This is a genomic window from Kitasatospora sp. NPDC059408, assembly GCF_042751525.1.
In the GTDB taxonomy this organism is placed as follows: domain Bacteria; phylum Actinomycetota; class Actinomycetes; order Streptomycetales; family Streptomycetaceae; genus Kitasatospora.
In genome coordinates this window covers 1-15,515 of record NZ_JBHYWI010000093.1, presented here as the reverse complement: position 1 = coordinate 15,515, position 15,515 = coordinate 1, and the positions used below count along the sequence as shown (strand labels likewise).

General features: G+C 73.5%; 17 protein-coding genes. 14 read left to right on the top strand and 3 right to left on the bottom strand.

Annotated features, from left to right (window positions below):
• The first annotated feature begins 144 nt into the window (after window positions 1-144).
• From ACFXDE_RS37815 to ACFXDE_RS37805, 3 genes are all read left to right on the top strand, one after another.
• Window positions 145-966 carry a purine-nucleoside phosphorylase gene (locus tag ACFXDE_RS37815; protein WP_380439088.1) on the top strand — a complete coding sequence of 274 codons (822 nt, stop codon included), beginning with the start codon at window positions 145-147 and terminating at the stop codon, window positions 964-966.
• Between the two features lie 153 nt (window positions 967-1,119).
• Window positions 1,120-2,844, top strand: coding sequence for a phospho-sugar mutase (locus ACFXDE_RS37810; protein ID WP_380498886.1), 1,725 nt, complete (start codon window positions 1,120-1,122; stop codon window positions 2,842-2,844).
• Window positions 2,845-2,940: 96 nt separating this feature from the next.
• Window positions 2,941-3,219 (top strand): hypothetical protein, encoded by a 279-nt coding sequence (locus ACFXDE_RS37805; protein WP_380439084.1) that lies wholly within the window; start codon window positions 2,941-2,943, stop codon window positions 3,217-3,219.
• A gap of 135 nt (window positions 3,220-3,354) precedes the next feature.
• Here the strand turns inward: ACFXDE_RS37805 and ACFXDE_RS37800 are convergent, their stop codons facing one another.
• Window positions 3,355-4,044, bottom strand: coding sequence for a PH domain-containing protein (locus ACFXDE_RS37800; RefSeq protein ID WP_380439082.1), 690 nt, complete (start codon window positions 4,042-4,044; stop codon window positions 3,355-3,357).
• Between the two features lie 290 nt (window positions 4,045-4,334).
• On the opposite strand from ACFXDE_RS37800, the gene deoC reads away from it, so the two are divergent.
• From deoC to ACFXDE_RS37775, 5 genes are all read left to right on the top strand, one after another.
• Entirely contained in the window at window positions 4,335-5,321 is a 987-nt protein-coding gene (deoC, locus tag ACFXDE_RS37795; RefSeq protein WP_329927569.1) for a deoxyribose-phosphate aldolase, read from the top strand.
• Window positions 5,322-5,326: 5 nt separating this feature from the next.
• Window positions 5,327-6,802 carry an aldehyde dehydrogenase family protein gene (locus ACFXDE_RS37790; RefSeq protein WP_380498885.1) on the top strand — a complete coding sequence of 492 codons (1,476 nt, stop codon included), beginning with the start codon at window positions 5,327-5,329 and terminating at the stop codon, window positions 6,800-6,802.
• On the top strand, window positions 6,795-7,697 hold the full coding sequence (locus ACFXDE_RS37785) for an aldehyde dehydrogenase family protein (protein ID WP_380439078.1): 903 nt from the start codon (window positions 6,795-6,797) through the stop codon (window positions 7,695-7,697). The genes ACFXDE_RS37790 and ACFXDE_RS37785 overlap by 8 nt, the downstream gene beginning before the upstream one ends.
• Before the next feature lie 265 nt (window positions 7,698-7,962).
• Window positions 7,963-8,370 (top strand): hypothetical protein, encoded by a 408-nt coding sequence (locus ACFXDE_RS37780; protein ID WP_380439076.1) that lies wholly within the window; start codon window positions 7,963-7,965, stop codon window positions 8,368-8,370.
• A gap of 47 nt (window positions 8,371-8,417) precedes the next feature.
• The gene (locus ACFXDE_RS37775; protein WP_380439074.1) at window positions 8,418-9,056 is read left to right on the top strand and encodes an ATP-binding protein; all 639 of its coding nucleotides are present in this window, start codon (window positions 8,418-8,420) and stop codon (window positions 9,054-9,056) included.
• 207 nt (window positions 9,057-9,263) lie between these two features.
• Here ACFXDE_RS37775 and ACFXDE_RS37770 read toward each other — a convergent pair whose 3' ends face one another.
• The gene (locus tag ACFXDE_RS37770) at window positions 9,264-10,226 is read right to left on the bottom strand and encodes a SigE family RNA polymerase sigma factor (RefSeq protein WP_380439108.1); all 963 of its coding nucleotides are present in this window, start codon (window positions 10,224-10,226) and stop codon (window positions 9,264-9,266) included.
• Window positions 10,227-10,506: 280 nt separating this feature from the next.
• Here ACFXDE_RS37770 and ACFXDE_RS37765 point away from each other — a divergent pair, with 280 nt between their 5' ends.
• From ACFXDE_RS37765 to ACFXDE_RS37750, 4 genes are all read left to right on the top strand, one after another.
• The gene (locus tag ACFXDE_RS37765; RefSeq protein WP_188308557.1) at window positions 10,507-11,184 is read left to right on the top strand and encodes a response regulator; all 678 of its coding nucleotides are present in this window, start codon (window positions 10,507-10,509) and stop codon (window positions 11,182-11,184) included.
• Between the two features lie 46 nt (window positions 11,185-11,230).
• Window positions 11,231-12,775 carry a sensor histidine kinase gene (locus ACFXDE_RS37760; protein WP_380498884.1) on the top strand — a complete coding sequence of 515 codons (1,545 nt, stop codon included), beginning with the start codon at window positions 11,231-11,233 and terminating at the stop codon, window positions 12,773-12,775.
• Window positions 12,772-13,107 (top strand): hypothetical protein, encoded by a 336-nt coding sequence (locus ACFXDE_RS37755; RefSeq protein WP_380498883.1) that lies wholly within the window; start codon window positions 12,772-12,774, stop codon window positions 13,105-13,107. The genes ACFXDE_RS37760 and ACFXDE_RS37755 overlap by 4 nt, the downstream gene beginning before the upstream one ends.
• 94 nt (window positions 13,108-13,201) lie before the next feature.
• Entirely contained in the window at window positions 13,202-13,846 is a 645-nt protein-coding gene (locus ACFXDE_RS37750) for a VanZ family protein (protein WP_380498882.1), read from the top strand.
• On the opposite strand, the gene ACFXDE_RS37745 is transcribed toward ACFXDE_RS37750, so the two are convergent.
• Window positions 13,800-14,477, bottom strand: coding sequence for a PhzF family phenazine biosynthesis protein (locus ACFXDE_RS37745; RefSeq protein WP_380498881.1), 678 nt, complete (start codon window positions 14,475-14,477; stop codon window positions 13,800-13,802). The two genes, ACFXDE_RS37750 and ACFXDE_RS37745, sit on opposite strands and share 47 nt — an antisense overlap.
• Window positions 14,478-14,620: 143 nt before the next feature.
• On the opposite strand from ACFXDE_RS37745, the gene ACFXDE_RS37740 reads away from it, so the two are divergent.
• Together ACFXDE_RS37740 and ACFXDE_RS37735 are read left to right on the top strand one after the other, a co-directional pair.
• Window positions 14,621-15,100 (top strand): hypothetical protein, encoded by a 480-nt coding sequence (locus ACFXDE_RS37740; protein WP_380498880.1) that lies wholly within the window; start codon window positions 14,621-14,623, stop codon window positions 15,098-15,100.
• Between the two features lie 197 nt (window positions 15,101-15,297).
• On the top strand, window positions 15,298-15,483 hold the full coding sequence (locus ACFXDE_RS37735; protein WP_359972893.1) for a PspC domain-containing protein: 186 nt from the start codon (window positions 15,298-15,300) through the stop codon (window positions 15,481-15,483).
• Window positions 15,484-15,515 lie beyond the last annotated feature (32 nt).

Below are 15,515 nucleotides of genomic sequence, written 5' to 3'. Positions count from 1 at the left end.
GGCGGTGCGGAACTGTCGATACCGACGAGGCCGGTCACCCGAAAAGCGGCACCGAGCTGTGCTTTCGGGTCAACCGGGTAACGATCCGGCAAGCCGCGCCGGATTTTCTACGCGCGTAGCCGATTCCCGTCTATCCTCGGACCCGTGAACGCTACTCCTCAGTCGGTCGTCTCCGCCGACCCCTACGCCGCCGCCCAGGCCGCCGCCGCGCGCCTGCGCGAGCTGACCGGTGCCGAGCGCCACGACGTCGCCCTGGTGATGGGCTCCGGCTGGGTGCCGGCCGCCGACGCCCTCGGCGAGACCGTGGCCGAGTTCCCGGTCACCGAGCTCCCGGGCTTCCCCGCCCCCGCCGTCGCCGGCCACGCCGGCAAGATCCGCTCGGTGAAGATCGGCGACAAGCGCGCCCTGATCTTCCTCGGCCGCAACCACTACTACGAGGGCCACGGCGTGGCCACCGTGGTCCACGGCGTGCGCACCGCCGCCGCGGCCGGCTGCGGGACCATCGTCCTGACCAACGGCTGCGGCGGTCTCCGCGAGGGCTGGGTCCCCGGTCAGCCGGTGCTGATCAGCGACCACATCAACCTGACCGCGGACTCCCCGATCGTCGGCGCCAACTTCGTCGACCTCACCGACCTGTACTCCAAGCGCCTGCGCGCCCTGTGCCGCGAGGTCGACCCGTCCCTGGACGAGGCCGTCTACGTGCAGTTCCGCGGCCCGCACTACGAGACCCCGGCCGAGGTCAACATGGCCCGGGTGATCGGCGGCGAGCTGGTCGGCATGTCCACCACCCTGGAGGCCATCGCCGCCCGCGAGGCCGGCGCCGAGGTGCTCGGCATCTCGCTGGTCACCAACCTGGCCGCGGGCATCACCGGCGAGCCGCTCAACCACGAAGAGGTCCTGGAGGCCGGCAAGGCCTCGGCCGAGCGCATGGGCGAGCTGCTGAGCAAGGTCCTGGAGCGGATCTGACCCCGCACGGCGCACAATCATGAACGACGGGGCCCGCGGGCGGCCGTGATCCCGCTGATCACACCCGCCCGCGGGCCCCGTCCGCATGCGCACACCTTCTTTGCGGAACCCTCCGGCCGACACACCGACGTACTTCCCGATGGAGCAGCCGCCATGACGCAGGCACCCAACCCCGACCTCATCGCCCGGACCCGGGCCTGGCTGGCCGAGGACCCCGACCCGCAGACCCGCGAGGAGCTCACCGCGCTGCTGGCGCGCGCCGAGGACCCGGCGGCCGACGAGGACGGCAAGCTCGCCTGGGCCGAGCTCACCGAGCGCTTCGCCGACCGGCTCCAGTTCGGCACCGCCGGCCTGCGCGGCGAACTCGGCGCCGGCCCGATGCGGATGAACCGCGCCGTCGTCATCCGGGCCGCCGCCGGCCTGGTCGCGTACGTGAAGGCGCAGGGCCTCGGCGACCTCGTCGTCATCGGCTACGACGCCCGCCACAAGTCGTACGACTTCGCCCGCGACACCGCCGCCGTCGTGGTCGGCGCCGGCCTGCGCGCCGCGTTGCTGCCCCGCCCGCTGCCCACCCCGGTGCTCGCCTTCGCGATCCGCCACCTGGGCGCCGCCGCCGGCGTCACCGTCACCGCGAGCCACAACCCGCCGCAGGACAACGGCTACAAGGTCTACCTGGGCGACGGCTCGCAGATCGTCCCGCCGGCCGACGCCGGCATCGCCGCCGAGATCGACGCGATCGGCTCGCTGGACGACGTCCCGCGCGCCGAGGACGGCTGGGAGGTGCTCGGCGAGGACGTCATCGAGGCGTACCTGGCCCGTGCCGCGTCGATCGTCGACCGGCACGGCCCGCGCGACCTCGACGTCGTCTACACCCCGATGCACGGCGTCGGCCGCGACACCCTGCTCGCCGCCTTCCGCGAGGCCGGCTTCGCCGCGCCCACCGTGGTCGCCGAACAGGCCGAGCCGGACCCGGACTTCCCGACCGTGGCGTTCCCCAACCCGGAGGAGCCGGGGGCGATGGACCTCGCCTTCCGCACCGCCGCCCAGGTCGGCCCGGACATCGTCATCGCCAACGACCCGGACGCCGACCGCTGCGCGGTGGCCGTCCCGGTCAACGCCAACGCGGCCGGCAGCGGCAACGGCACCTCCGGCTGGCGCATGCTGCGCGGCGACGAGGTCGGCGCGCTGCTCGGCTCGGCCCTGGTCGCCAAGAAGGCCGAAGGCACCTTCGCCACCACGATCGTCTCCGCCACCCTGCTGGGCCGGATCGCCGAGGCGGCCGGCCTCGGGTACGCCGAGACGCTCACCGGCTTCAAGTGGATCGCCCGCGCCGACGGCCTGCGCTACGGCTACGAGGAGGCGCTCGGCTACTGCGTCGACCCCGAGGGCGTCCGCGACAAGGACGGCATCACCGCCGCCCTGCTGGTCGCCGAGCTGGCCGCGACCCTCAAGAAGTCCGGCCGCACCCTGAGCGACCTGCTGGACGACCTGGCGCTGGAGCACGGCCTGCACGCCACCGACCAGCTCTCCGTCCGCGTGCAGGACCTGTCGCTGATCGGCGCCGCGATGGCCCGCCTGCGCGAGCAGCCGCCGACCGTCCTGGCCGGCCTGAGCGTCACCCGGGCCGACGACCTGACCGCCGGCTCGGCCGAGCTGCCGCCCACCGACGGGCTGCGCTACTACCTGGCCGGCGACGCCGTCCGCTCCGCGCGGATCGTGGTCCGGCCGTCCGGCACCGAGCCCAAGCTGAAGTGCTACCTGGAGGTCGTCCTCCCGGTCGCCTCGGCCGCCGACCTGGCCGGCGCCCGGGTGCGGGCCGCCGAGCTGCTCGACGCCGTCAAGCGCGACCTGGCCGTGGCCGCGGGCATCGACGGCTGACACCGTCCCGGATCGCCGCACGAGCGCCTCCCGTCGGGGGCGCTCGTGCGGTATCCGGCCTCCGCCGGGGCCGACCGGCTGCCATAGGCTCCACGCATGGACACATCCGACGCGGTGAGCACCGAGCAGCGACTCGCGGCCATCGAGGCCAAACTCGACGCCATCATCGGCCACTTCGGCATCCGCTACCCCCGCCCGGAGGGCCTGCCCCCGGCCGTGGCGTCCCGCGACCCCCGGACGATGCCGGAGGTGGTCGCGTACGTGCAGCGCGGCAAGCTGATCAATGCGATCAAGGTCTACCGCGAACGGACGGGCGCCGGGCTCGCCGAGTCGAAGAAGGCCATCGACGTCCTGGCCGCCCAGTTGGGCCGCTGACCGGCACACCCGTGGGCGCGCTCCGGCCCCGGCCCCCCGACCCGCTCGCGGGAAGCCGGACGGGCCGACTTCCGGCGCCGGACGCACCAGCGGCCCGCCGGGGAGTCCGACGGGCCGCTCGACGCACCACAGGGCTCAGACGACGATCACCGTGATCAGCGCGGCCAGGCCGAGCAGCGTCGGCGCGATCACCCACCAGCACCACCGCACGACGATCGGCCCGGCGGCGTCCGGACGGGAGGCGTTGCGTTCGGCCATCTCCTGGAGCACCGAGGTCACCTGGTCGGACCAGGCCCGGGTCGGGTCGGAGGAGCCCGCCACCGGCGAGCCGGCGGACGCGCCGCCACCGCCGCCGAAGACCATCCCCATCCGGGAGGTGTGCTCGGGGGCGCCGCCGCGGGCCCGGACCCGGTTGGCGCGCTTGCGCTGGCGCAGCGACACCGGAACGGCCCACACCTGGAACTTCCTGCCCTCGGCGAGCAGCTCGACCGAGTACCCGGCGCGCAGCGCGTCCACCGCGGCCCACGGCGCGGTGATCGTGCGCCACGGGTTGCGCACCACCAGCCGCCGGTCGTTGGCCAGCACCGCCGGGCGCAGCGTGTAGGCGATCACCGGGAAGGCGAACACCGGCACGGCCGCGAGCGACACGGCGGGCGTCTTCCCGGTCCCGTTCAGGGCGGCGTCGCCGATCAGCCACGCGGCGACGGCCAGCAGCAGCACGCCGGAGATCACACCGGGAACCGAGCGGTACACGCGGTCCGCGTACCCGGGTTCCCCGTCGGGGGCGGCGGGGCCCTGGTGGGGCTTGCCGTCGGAATCGGTCATGCCGACGATTCTGCCCCATGCCTCCCGGGAAGAGGTCTCGGTAGGGCATCGGTTGCCGGGGAGGCTCCCGGCCCGCCCGCCGGCGGCTGCGCGCCCCCGAACGGCCCTGCGCGCCCCTCTCTCGCCCACGGCTCTCGCCCGGGCCGTCCCCTCCCCCCCCGCCCAAGCCGCCCCCATCCGCTCCCACCGCCACCGCGCGTCCCTCCCCCGCCCCCGAGATCTCGGTCCGGCCACGAAAGCAAGGCCCTCTAGCGGTCGACTACGCGCGTAGATATGCTGGTCTGGTGACTATGTCCACTGTTGCAGCCAATGCCCCCGGCGTTGCGGGCAGCGGCCTCGCGGACGTTGCGGCGTCCGAGGCCTCGCTCCGCCGCTTCCTGCACGGCCTGCCCGGCGTCGACCAGGTCGGCCTGGAGGCGCGTGCCGCCACCCTCGGTACCCGCTCGATCAAGACCACGGCGAAGGCCTACGCCATCGACCTGGCGATCTCGATGATCGACCTGACCACGCTGGAGGGCGCGGACACGGTCGGCAAGGTGCGCGCGCTGTGCGCCAAGGGCAGGACCCCCGACCCCTCCGACCCGTCCACCCCCCGCGTGGCCGCCATCTGTGTCTACCCGGACATGGTCGCCACCGCGAAGGACGCCCTGCGGGGCACCGACATCCAGGTCGCCTCCGTCGCCACCGCCTTCCCGGCCGGCCGCGCGGCCCTCCCGGTGAAGCTCGCCGACACCGCCGACGCGGTCGCCGCCGGTGCCGACGAGATCGACATGGTGATCGACCGGGGCGCCTTCCTCTCCGGCCGCTACCTCGACGTCTTCAACGAGATCGTCGCCGTCAAGGAGGCGTGCAAGCGCGCCGACGGCAGCTACGCCCACCTCAAGGTCATCTTCGAGACCGGCGAGCTCCAGACGTACGACAACGTGCGCCGCGTCTCCTGGCTCGCGATGCTGGCCGGTGCCGACTTCATCAAGACCTCCACCGGCAAGGTCGCCGTCAACGCGACCCCGCCGGTCACCCTGCTGATGCTGGAGGCCGTGCGCGACTTCCGCGCGCAGACCGGCGTCCAGGTCGGCGTGAAGCCCGCCGGTGGCATCAAGACCACCAAGGACGCCATGAAGTACCTGGTGATGGTCAACGAGACCCTCGGCGACGACTGGCTGAGCCCGCACTGGTTCCGCTTCGGCGCCTCCAGCCTGCTCAACGACCTGCTGATGCAGCGCCAGAAGCTCGCCACCGGCCGCTACTCCGGCCCCGACTACGTGACGGTGGACTGATCACCATGGCCAAGAAGAAGAACATCGAGGAGCCGGTGAAGGCCTCCGGCCTCTTCGCCTACGCCCCGGCCCCCGAGTCCCCCGCCGCCGCGGGCGACATCGCCACCTCCTACGGCCACTTCATCGGCGGCGAGTTCGTCGACTCCTCCGGCAGCGAGGCGCTGAAGACGGTCAACCCGGCCACCGAGCAGGTGCTCGCCGAGTTCGCCCAGGGCACCGACGAGGACGTCGACCGCGCGGTCGCCGCCGCCCGCAAGGCGTTCGCCGACTGGTCGGCGCTGCCGGGCAGCGAGCGCGCCAAGTACCTGTTCCGGATCGCCCGGATCATCCAGGAGCGCAGCCGCGAGCTGGCCGTGCTGGAGTCGATCGACAACGGCAAGCCGATCCGCGAGACCCGCGACGTCGACCTACCGCTGGTCGCCGCGCACTTCTTCTACTACGCGGGCTGGGCCGACAAGCTCGACTTCGCCGGCTACGGCCCGGACCCGAAGCCGCTGGGCGTGGCCGGCCAGGTCATCCCGTGGAACTTCCCGCTGCTGATGCTGGCGTGGAAGATCGCGCCCGCCCTGGCGACCGGCAACACGGTCGTCCTGAAGCCGGCCGAGACCACCCCGCTGACCGCGCTGCGCTTCGCCGAGATCTGCCGCCAGGCCGGTCTGCCGAAGGGCGTCGTCAACATCGTCACCGGTGACGGCCGCACCGGCGCCGCGCTCACCGCGCACCCGGACGTCAACAAGGTCGCCTTCACCGGCTCGACCCCGGTCGGCCGGGCGATCGCCAAGCAGCTGGCCGGCACCCGCAAGAAGCTCTCGCTGGAGCTGGGCGGCAAGGCGGCCAACATCGTCTTCGACGACGCGCCGATCGACCAGGCCGTCGAGGGCATCGTCAACGGCATCTTCTTCAACCAGGGCCACGTCTGCTGCGCGGGTTCGCGCCTGCTGGTCCAGGAGTCGGTCCAGGACGAGCTGCTGGACGCCCTGAAGCGCCGGATGGGCACTCTGCGGGTCGGCGACCCGCTGGACAAGAACACCGACATCGGCGCCATCAACTCGGCCGAGCAGCTGGCCCGGATCACCGCGCTGACCGAGGCCGGCGAGGCCGAGGGCGCCGAGCGCTGGTCGCCGGCCTGCGAACTCCCGGGCACCGGCTTCTGGTTCAAGCCGACCCTGTTCACCGGCGTCAGCCAGGCCCACCGGATCGCCCAGGAGGAGATCTTCGGCCCGGTCCTGTCGGTGCTGACCTTCCGCACCCCCGAGGAGGCGGTCGCGAAGGCCAACAACACCCCGTACGGCCTCTCCGCCGGCATCTGGACGGAGAAGGGCTCGCGCATCCTCTGGATGGCCAACAGGCTCAAGGCCGGTGTGGTCTGGGCCAACACCTTCAACAAGTTCGACCCGACCTCGCCGTTCGGCGGCTTCAAGGAGTCGGGTTACGGCCGCGAGGGTGGCCGCCACGGTCTGGAGGCCTACCTCGATGTCTGATGTCGTTGCGCGTCTTGACGTCCTCAAGACCTACAAGCTGTACGTCGGCGGGAAGTTCCCGCGCTCCGAGAGCGGGCGGGTGTACGAGGTGACCGACGCAAAGGGCGAGTGGCTCGCCAACGCCCCGCTGGGCACCCGCAAGGACACCCGGGACGCCGTCCTGGCCGCCCGCGCGGCGGTCAAGGGCTGGGCCGGCACCACCGCGTACAACCGCGGCCAGGTGCTGTACCGGGTGGCCGAGATGCTGCAGGGCCGACGCGAGCAGTTCGCCGCCGAGGTGGCCGTCTCCGAGGGCGTCGGCCCGAAGAAGGCCGCCGCGCTGGTGGACGCCGCGATCGACCGCTGGGTCTGGTACGCGGGCTGGACGGACAAGGTCGCCCAGATCGCGGGCGGCGCCAACCCGGTCGCCGGACCGTTCTTCAACCTGTCGACCCCCGAGCCGACCGGCGTGGTCGGGATCGTCGCCCCGCAGGCCGGGTACGGGCACTCGCTGCTCGGCCTGGTCTCGGTGATCGCCCCGGCGATCGCCACCGGCAACACGGTCGTGGTCGCCGCCGCCGCGGACGCCCCGCTGCCGGCCCTGTCGCTGGGCGAGGTGCTCGCCACCTCGGACGTCCCGGGCGGCGTGGTCAACATCATCTCGGGCCGCACCGCGGACATCGCGCCGACCCTGGCCTCGCACCAGGACGTCAACGCCGTGGACCTCACCGGCGCCATCGCGGCCGACGGTCCCGGCGCGGCGCCCGCCCTGGAGGCCGCCGCCGCGGATACCCTGAAGCGGGTGGTCCGTCCGGAGCTGGACCCGTTCGCCCAGGACTGGACCAATGCTCCCGGTACCGACCGGCTACTCTCCTTCCTGGAGACGAAGACGGTCTGGCACCCGATGGGGATCTGACTCTCCGTCGACATCGAGTAACAACTCCACAGACTGGCCGTCCCCAGTGCCCTCTCCCCCCCAGGGCCCGGACGGTCATAGGACGGACCCGCACCTCTCCCCCCCTGGTGCGGGTCCGTCGGCGTTCGCGGCCGTGCCGGGGCCGGCCCCCGCCGTCCGCCCGGCCGACGACTTTGGTCGCACCGGGACGATCCCTTCGGCGCTCCCGGCCCGGCCGGCCCGTCCGGACACTGGGAAGGGACGGCAGGACGGGAGAGGAGACCCGATGGGCGAGGTCCTGGGCGAGCTCATGGCGCTGTTCGCGGACGGTTTCGTCCGCCGGCTGCGGCTCGCCCGCACCCGGCGCCGGCTGGCCGCCGGACGGCCCGCCCGGATCCCCTGCTCGGCGCGCGTCGACCGCCCCGGCGAGGACGCGGGCTACGTCAACGGCCGGCTGCTGATCACCCCCGCCTCCGCGACCGTGACCTTCGCCTCATCCGCCCTGCGCCTGGAGCTCGCGGCCGGCGGCGAGTTCCACGAGCCCGAGCCCGAGGTCTGGCACGACCAGGACTGGGCGGCCACCGCCTACCGGCCGCCCGGGCCCGGCCCGTTGGTCTACCTCCAGACCGACACCGCCCACCTCCCGCTGCTGCACGCCGCGTTGGCCGCGCCGGCCGCGGCGGAACCGGTGTAGTCCGACCGGTTTCGGCATCGGGCCCGGATGCGTCAGACTGGTGTCCCGTGAGTGACGAGCCGCTGAACCCTGTGCCGACGACCCGCGCCCGGGTGGTCCTGCTGTCCGGCCCCTCCGGATCCGGGAAGTCCTCGCTCGCCGGCCGCAGCGGCCTGCCGGTGCTCCAGCTCGACGACTTCTACAAGGACGGCGACGACCCCACCCTGCCGCTGCTGCCCGACGGCGCGGTCGACTGGGACTCGCCGCTCGCCTGGCACCGCGACCAGGCCGTCGCCGCCATCCGCGACCTCCACGAGACCGGCCGCACCGAGGTGCCGGTGTACTCGATCCCGGACAACGGCCGCGTCGGCACCCGCACGCTCGACCTGGCCGGCGCCCCCGCGTTCATCGCCGAGGGCATCTTCGCCGCCGAGATCGCCGTCCGGTGCGCCGACGAGGGCCTGCTCGGCGACGCGCTGTGCCTGCGCAACGGCGCGCTCACCACGGCCTGGCGCCGGCTGCGCCGGGACGTCCGCGAGGGCCGCAAGTCGCTGCCGGTGCTGCTGCGCCGCGGCTGGCGGCTGATGCGCGCCGAGCGGTCCATCGTCGGCCGCCAGGTCGCCCTGGGCGCCCACCCCTGCGCCGGCCCGGAGGCCGTCCGCCGGATCACCGCGGCGGCCGGACAGCCGCAGCTCTCGTCCGTGTGACACCCGGGGTCGCTCTCAGACGACAGAACGACGGGCCCGGTGCGTCTCCCCCGCACCGGGCCCGTCGCGTTCGGACGGTCGTCGGGCTCCCCCGTGGACATCGCTCCCCCGAGCCGACGTCCGCAGTCCGTGACCGTCCTCTTCCCGTCCCCCGACGGGAGTCCCCTGTTACTCAGACGCTTCGAGCGTCCCTTCCCGTTACAGCCGTCACGCGACCAGTTCGCCGAACGCCCGCATGGTGTCGCCGGACTTGTTCAGGTGCTCGTCGTCGCGCAGGCGGCGCAGGGCGCGCCAGATGCTGCTCTTGACCGTGCCGACGCTGATCCCCAGCACGTCGGCGATCTCCGGGTCGGTCTTGCCCTCGTAGTACCGCAGCACCAGCATGGTCCGCTGGTTCTCCGGCAGCTTCGCCAGCGCCTGCCAGAGCACGGTGCGCAGCTCGGTGCCGCCCATCGCGTCGGTGTCGCCGGCCGTCTCCGGCAGCTCCTCGGTCGGGTACTCGTTGACCTTGCGGCGCCGCCAGGCGGAGATGTGCAGGTTGGTCATGGTGCGGCGGAGGTAGCCCCCGACCGCGGCCTTGTCGGTGATCCGGCCCCAGGCGCGGTAGGTGCTGAAGAGCGCGCTCTGCAGCAGGTCCTCGGCCTCGTAGCGGTCACCGGTCAGGTGGTACGCCGTGGCGTACAGGGAGGCGCGGCGCTCGCGCACGTACGCGGTGAACTCCGTGATGTGGTCCTCCGCGACGGCCGGGTGCTCCCCCTGCGCGTCTCCCTGTCCCGCCTCGGTGGTGCGCGCGGCGGCGGGGTTCAGCCGCAGCAGCGTCGCACCGGCGGCCTCGCGGCCGGTCGGCTCCCCCGAGCCGACCTTCCGCAGGCCGTTCCCCCCGTTGCCCCCCAGGGCGTCCTTGCCCTCGACGCGGACGGGGAGGATCCCCCGCAGCGTGAGGGTGTTGGCGGAGTCGACCGCACTCCCCATCCGGCCGATCCCGTACAGCTCCCCCGCCCTGCCCGCGCCGCTCACCCGGCGAGTGGCAGGATTCCCGGTGCTGTGTGCGCACCCCCGTACGGTGACGGCACCGGAGTTCTCGTCGGTCCTGATCTCGTACCGGGTCCGGTGGGTGGTCGCTGAGGAACGCGCGGTGCGGACAGCCGGGTTGGTCCGGGTCTGAAGCATGGCGTTCATCGTGCGCCCCCTTGGTTCGGTACGAGCGGGTTCCGGTTGCCGCCCTCCAGCGGCCCGGTTGGCCCGCTGTCCTGCGGCGACATGGAAAATCCTGCCCGGCGGTTGTGATGGCGCTGTCCGCCGACTGTCACAGGGGTGTCACAGGGGACGGGCCGAACGCCTCGGTCCGCCTCCCTCCTACCGGACGCCGGTGGCGCTCCTTCCGGTTCCCGAACGGACGGTGACCGGTCCGGGGGGTGATTCGCGGCTTCCGGTGGGCCAAAATGGGGCCGTGCCTTTCCTCCTACTGATCGAGGACGACGACGCCATCCGGACCGGCCTCGAACTCGCCCTCACCCGCCAGGGCCACCGTGTGGCCACCGCCGCCTCCGGCGAGGACGGTCTGAGGCTCTTCAAGGAGCAGCGGCCCGATCTGATCGTGCTGGACGTGATGCTGCCCGGAATCGACGGCTTCGAGGTCTGCCGCCGGATCCGCCGCACCGACCAGCTGCCGATCATCCTGCTGACCGCCCGGTCCGACGACATCGACGTCGTGGTCGGCCTGGAGTCCGGCGCCGACGACTACGTGGTCAAGCCGGTGCAGCCGCGCGTCCTGGACGCCCGGATCCGGGCCGTGCTGCGGCGCGGCGAACGGGAGAGCTCGGACTCCTCCGCGTACGGCAGCGTCGTGATCGACCGCGCCGCCATGACCGTCACCAAGGACGGGCAGGACCTCCAGCTCACCCCGACCGAGCTGCGGCTGCTGCTGGAACTCAGCCGCCGTCCCGGCCAGGCGCTCTCCCGCCAGCAGCTGCTGCGGCTGGTGTGGGAGCACGACTACCTGGGCGACTCCCGCCTGGTGGACGCGTGCGTGCAGCGCCTGCGGGCCAAGGTCGAGGACGTGCCGTCCGCGCCGACCCTGATCCGGACGGTGCGCGGGGTCGGCTACCGGCTGGACCCGCCGTCCTGAGCCGCGCCCTCCGTGCCCGCAAACTCCCGTACGACGACAGGCTCCTGTGACTGACCAACAGACGACGACCCGGCGCTTCGCCACGGGCAAGTGGCGCAGCCTGCGCTCGCTGCGGGTCCGGCTGATCGCGGTGTTCGCGGCGGTCGCGCTGCTCGCCGCCGTATCGGCCTCCGGCATCGCCTACTGGCTGAACCGCGACGCGGTGCTCAAGCGCGCCCAGGACACGGCCCTCAACGACTTCCGGGTCTCGCTCACCCGGAACGTCTCCGACCTGCCCATGGGCGCGAGCTGCCCGGAACTGGCCGCGCTCGCCACGAACGTCGCCAGCTCCGGGCTGAGTTACGACGTCGTCGTGGTCGACCCGGCGCACCCGGAGTGCCCGGCCTCCTCCGACCCGGCGCACTTCACGCTCGCCGACGTGCCGGCCGCGCTGCAGTCCACCGTGGCCCGCCCGCGCGAGATCACCGAGAGCAACCCGTACCCGTACCACCTGTACTGGCAGCGGCAGAACCTGGAGGGCCGGCCGTTCGTGATCGGCGGCACCAAGGTGGTGCCGAACGGGCCGACGGCGTACATGTTCAAGTCGCTGGAGAACGAGCGGGCCGACCTCAACACCCTGGGCTGGTCGCTGGCCATCGCCACCCTGCTGGCGCTGATCGGCTCGGCGCTGCTCGCGCAGGCCGCCTCGGCGACGGTGCTGCGGCCGGTCAAGCGGCTCGGCGACGCCGCCCTGGCGCTCGGCGAGGGCCGTCTGGACACCCGCCTCGAAGTCGAGGGCTCGGACGAACTCGCGGACCTCGCGCGGACGTTCAACCGCGCCGCGGAGTCGCTGCACGAGCAGGTCGAGGAGCTGAGCGCGCGCGAGGCGCAGAGCCGGCGGTTCGTCGCCGACATGTCGCACGAGCTGCGCACGCCGCTGACCGCGATGACGGCCGTCACCGACATCCTGGAGGACGAGGCCGAGTCGCTCGACCCGATGATCGAGCCGGCCGTCCGGCTCGTCGTCAGCGAGACCCGGCGGCTGTCCGACCTGGTGGAGAACCTGATGGAGGTGACCCGCTTCGACGCCGGCACCGCCAAGCTCGTCGCCGACGAGGTGGACGTCGCCGACCTGATCATGTCCTGCATCGACGGCCGGGCCTGGTACGACGCGGTCGAACTGGACGCCCCGCGCGGCATCCTCGCCGTCGTGGACCCGCGGCGCCTCGACGTCGTCTTCGCCAACCTGATCGGCAACGCGCTCAAGCACGGCGGCTCGCCGGTGCGGGTCAAGGTCCGGGAGACCGACGGCTCGGTGGTCGTCGAGGTCTCGGACAGCGGCCCCGGCATCCCCGAGGACGTGCTGCCGCACGTCTTCGACCGCTTCTACAAGGCCGACCGCGGCCGGGCCCGCTCCGAGGGCAGCGGCCTCGGACTGTCCATCGCGATGGCCAACGCACAGATCCACGGGGGAACGATCACGGCGGCGAACGGGGAGGTCGGGGCGGTGTTCACGCTGACGCTGCCGCTGGCGCCGCCACCGCCGCCGTCCGCGGACGGGGCCGGCGACGGCACCGTCCGGGACGCCGTCGAGCACGAGGACGCCCAGTGAACCCCCCTGCCCCCGCCGCCGTCCGGCCGCCCACCGCCCGCCGGGCCGCCGGCGTACTGCTCCTGCTCGCGCTGGCCTCCGGCTGCGGGATCCGCCCGACCGCCGTCCCGGTGGACGCGGGCGCCCCCGCCAGCCGGACGGCCTGCCCGACCGCCCCGCACATACCGACCGCGCCGGCCACCCCGACCCCGGTCGCACCGAGCCCGCCCGCGGCCCGGAGCACCGCCAAGGCGGGCCCCGGCCCGTCGCCCAGCCCGGCCGGGCCGACCACCCCGCCGCAGGACAACGTGTTCAGCGCCGTGCCGACGGCGGCGGCGAACGCCTGCAAGTGACGGGTCCCGCCCGCTCGGGGCGGATCGGGGCGCGTGTCGGAATGTTCACGCCCGGCGTGGAACCGCCGCGCCACCGGCTCACGTCCTTCCCCCCGTGCAGCGAGATGGCACCAGGACACGCGACGAGCGTTCCGGCGCACGGACCGACACCGGGCCGGCGCCGGCCGTCCACCGTCCCCTGCGACAGGTCGGACTGGCGGGCCTCGCCCTCCACCTGTCGCTGGTCCTGTGGCTGGTCGTGCTCAGACCACTGCCGGTGGCCTGGGTCTACGACGCCAACCTCACGCCGCTGGCCTCCCTGCGCTCCTCCTCGGCCTGGCAGGTGGTCGGCGAGCTCGTCCTGCTGGCCCCGCTCGGCGTCCTGCTCCCGCTGGCCGGCGGGCGGCCGCGCGCCCCGTGGCTGCCGTCCTTCCTGCGCACCACCGGCGTCTCCGCCCTGCTGGCCACCGGCCTGGAGTTCCTCTCCTCCTGGACGCCCGGGCACGTCCTCAACGTCGACCACATACTGCTCGCGGTGATCGGCGTCGCCGTGACGCACGTGGCCCTCGTCCCGGCGCTGCGGCGGCTGGTGCGGGAGCGGCGGCCCCGGGCCCGCGGGCCCGAGGGGGCGGCGGAGGGCGTTCCTCAGGCCGCGAAGGCCCCGAAGACTTCGAAGATGACCAGCCTGGTGAGCCCCCCGGTCGCCGCCGCGATCACTCCGGTCCCGGCCGCCCGGGCGTCGGCCGAGCCGGCTCCCTGAGCACCAGGCCGCCGACCTCGATCAGCCCGGCCCCGCGCGGCGCGGTCACGATCCGCGAGCCCCGGCCCTGCGTGACGGTCAGCGCCCGCCCGAGCCGCGCGGTCAGCAGCAGCGCCGCCGCGCCCGTCGCCTCGTCCTCGTCGATGCCGTCGTCGCGCCCGGGGAAGCCGCGCGCCCGGACCGTCCCTTCCGCCTCGTCCTGCCAGGCCCACGCGTAGATCCACTCGCCCGGCGGCGGCACCTCCAGCGCGTCCACCTCCGCCGCCGACCCGTACTGCCGCAGGGTGCGCGGCGGCGCCCAGTCGGCGCGCGCCTCGATCAGCGTCAGCCCGTCCTCCCGCCGGACGCCCACCTCGCCGGCGGGCGTCACGAGGCGGTCCACCCCGAGCAACCAGCCCGTCCCGACGCACGGGTGCCCGGCGAACGGCAGCCGCAGCGTCGGCGTGTAGATGTCGATCACGCCCCGCACCGGGTCGTCGACGAACACCGTCTCGCTGAACCCGAGCTCCCGGGCCACCGCCTGCCGCTCGTCGCGGCCCGGCACCGACGCCCCGTCCCGCACCACGCCGAGAGCGTTCCCGCACTCCCCGCCGGGCCCGCAAAAGACCCGCAGCACCTCATAGTCAGTCATTTCCCCACCCTCTCGGCCGGATTACAGCAGAACACGACGACTCCGTGACGAAAGGCCCGAGACGGATGCCGGACACCTCAAGTACCGTGCGCTCTCGTCCCCGACGGTTCACCGTTTCTCATTCCAGCCCACAGGATCCCGCGTTGAACAACCTCGACTTCGGCAACCACCCCCTGTTCTCCTGGTACGTCGCCCTGATGGCCGTCAGCGGCATCGCCATGGTGATCCTGGGGGCCATCAACGTCGGCGGCCAGAAGGGCGGTTGGCGGATCCTCAACATCCTCGCCGGTGCCGCGTTCGCCGGCTACGCCTACTACCTGGGGTTCGTCTTCGACGAGGACGTCTACCACATCTACTTCCAGGCCTTCATCCTGCCGGTCCTGCTGATCGCCGGCTCCGTGAAGGCCGTGGTCAACCGCCGCACCGCCCCGGCGGCCCCGCAGCCGGCCCAGCCGCCGGCGCCGGCGGCCCACGACCCGAACGCCCAGCCGCTCCAGCCCTCCCCCGTCGCCCCGGCACCCCAGCCCACCCAGCCCGCCCCGACCATCCCGACCATCCCGCCCGCCCGGCCCGTCGCGGACAATCCCTACGCCCAGCCCCAGCAGCCCCCACACACGAACTGACCCCCGCACCTGGGGTACCCGCCCGCGGGGACTCGGGGTGGGCCCTGAGGGGGCCCCGACTCGCGGGTACGCCTCGCCGGTGAGACGCGGGGCGGGCGAATCGCCTGGTGGGCGGAGGATTCCGGGCCGGCGGCGGCGGAGCATGGAAGTACGCCCGCCGGAGAGGCCGGACCGGGCACGACTCCACGGAGATCACCATGAGCCCGCGCCTCGCCCGTCCCCGTCACAACCGCGTCATCGCCGGCGTCTGCGCCGGGATCGCAGAGCGCTTCGGCCTGTCGGCCTGGACGGTCCGGCTGATCTTCCTGGCCTCGTGCCTGCTGCCCGGCCCGCAGTTCCTGATCTACCTGGCGCTCTGGGTGCTGCTCCCCCAGGAGCCGTGACGCACGGCGACGGGCCGCGCACCACCGGGATC

Excerpts from the sequence above, each read along its gene's own strand:
- ACFXDE_RS37810 (WP_380498886.1), top strand. The coding sequence starts at position 1,120 with ATGACGCAGGCACCCAACCCCGACCTCATCGCCCGGACCCGGGCCTGG.
- ACFXDE_RS37805 (WP_380439084.1), top strand. The coding sequence starts at position 2,941 with ATGGACACATCCGACGCGGTGAGCACCGAGCAGCGACTCGCGGCCATC.
- ACFXDE_RS37800 (WP_380439082.1), bottom strand. The coding sequence starts at position 4,044 with ATGACCGATTCCGACGGCAAGCCCCACCAGGGCCCCGCCGCCCCCGAC.
- deoC (WP_329927569.1), top strand. The coding sequence starts at position 4,335 with ATGTCCACTGTTGCAGCCAATGCCCCCGGCGTTGCGGGCAGCGGCCTC.
- ACFXDE_RS37790 (WP_380498885.1), top strand. The coding sequence starts at position 5,327 with ATGGCCAAGAAGAAGAACATCGAGGAGCCGGTGAAGGCCTCCGGCCTC.
- ACFXDE_RS37785 (WP_380439078.1), top strand. The coding sequence starts at position 6,795 with ATGTCTGATGTCGTTGCGCGTCTTGACGTCCTCAAGACCTACAAGCTG.
- ACFXDE_RS37780 (WP_380439076.1), top strand. The coding sequence starts at position 7,963 with ATGGGCGAGGTCCTGGGCGAGCTCATGGCGCTGTTCGCGGACGGTTTC.
- ACFXDE_RS37770 (WP_380439108.1), bottom strand. The coding sequence starts at position 10,226 with ATGCTTCAGACCCGGACCAACCCGGCTGTCCGCACCGCGCGTTCCTCA.
- ACFXDE_RS37745 (WP_380498881.1), bottom strand. The coding sequence starts at position 14,477 with ATGACTGACTATGAGGTGCTGCGGGTCTTTTGCGGGCCCGGCGGGGAG.
- ACFXDE_RS37735 (WP_359972893.1), top strand. The coding sequence starts at position 15,298 with ATGAGCCCGCGCCTCGCCCGTCCCCGTCACAACCGCGTCATCGCCGGC.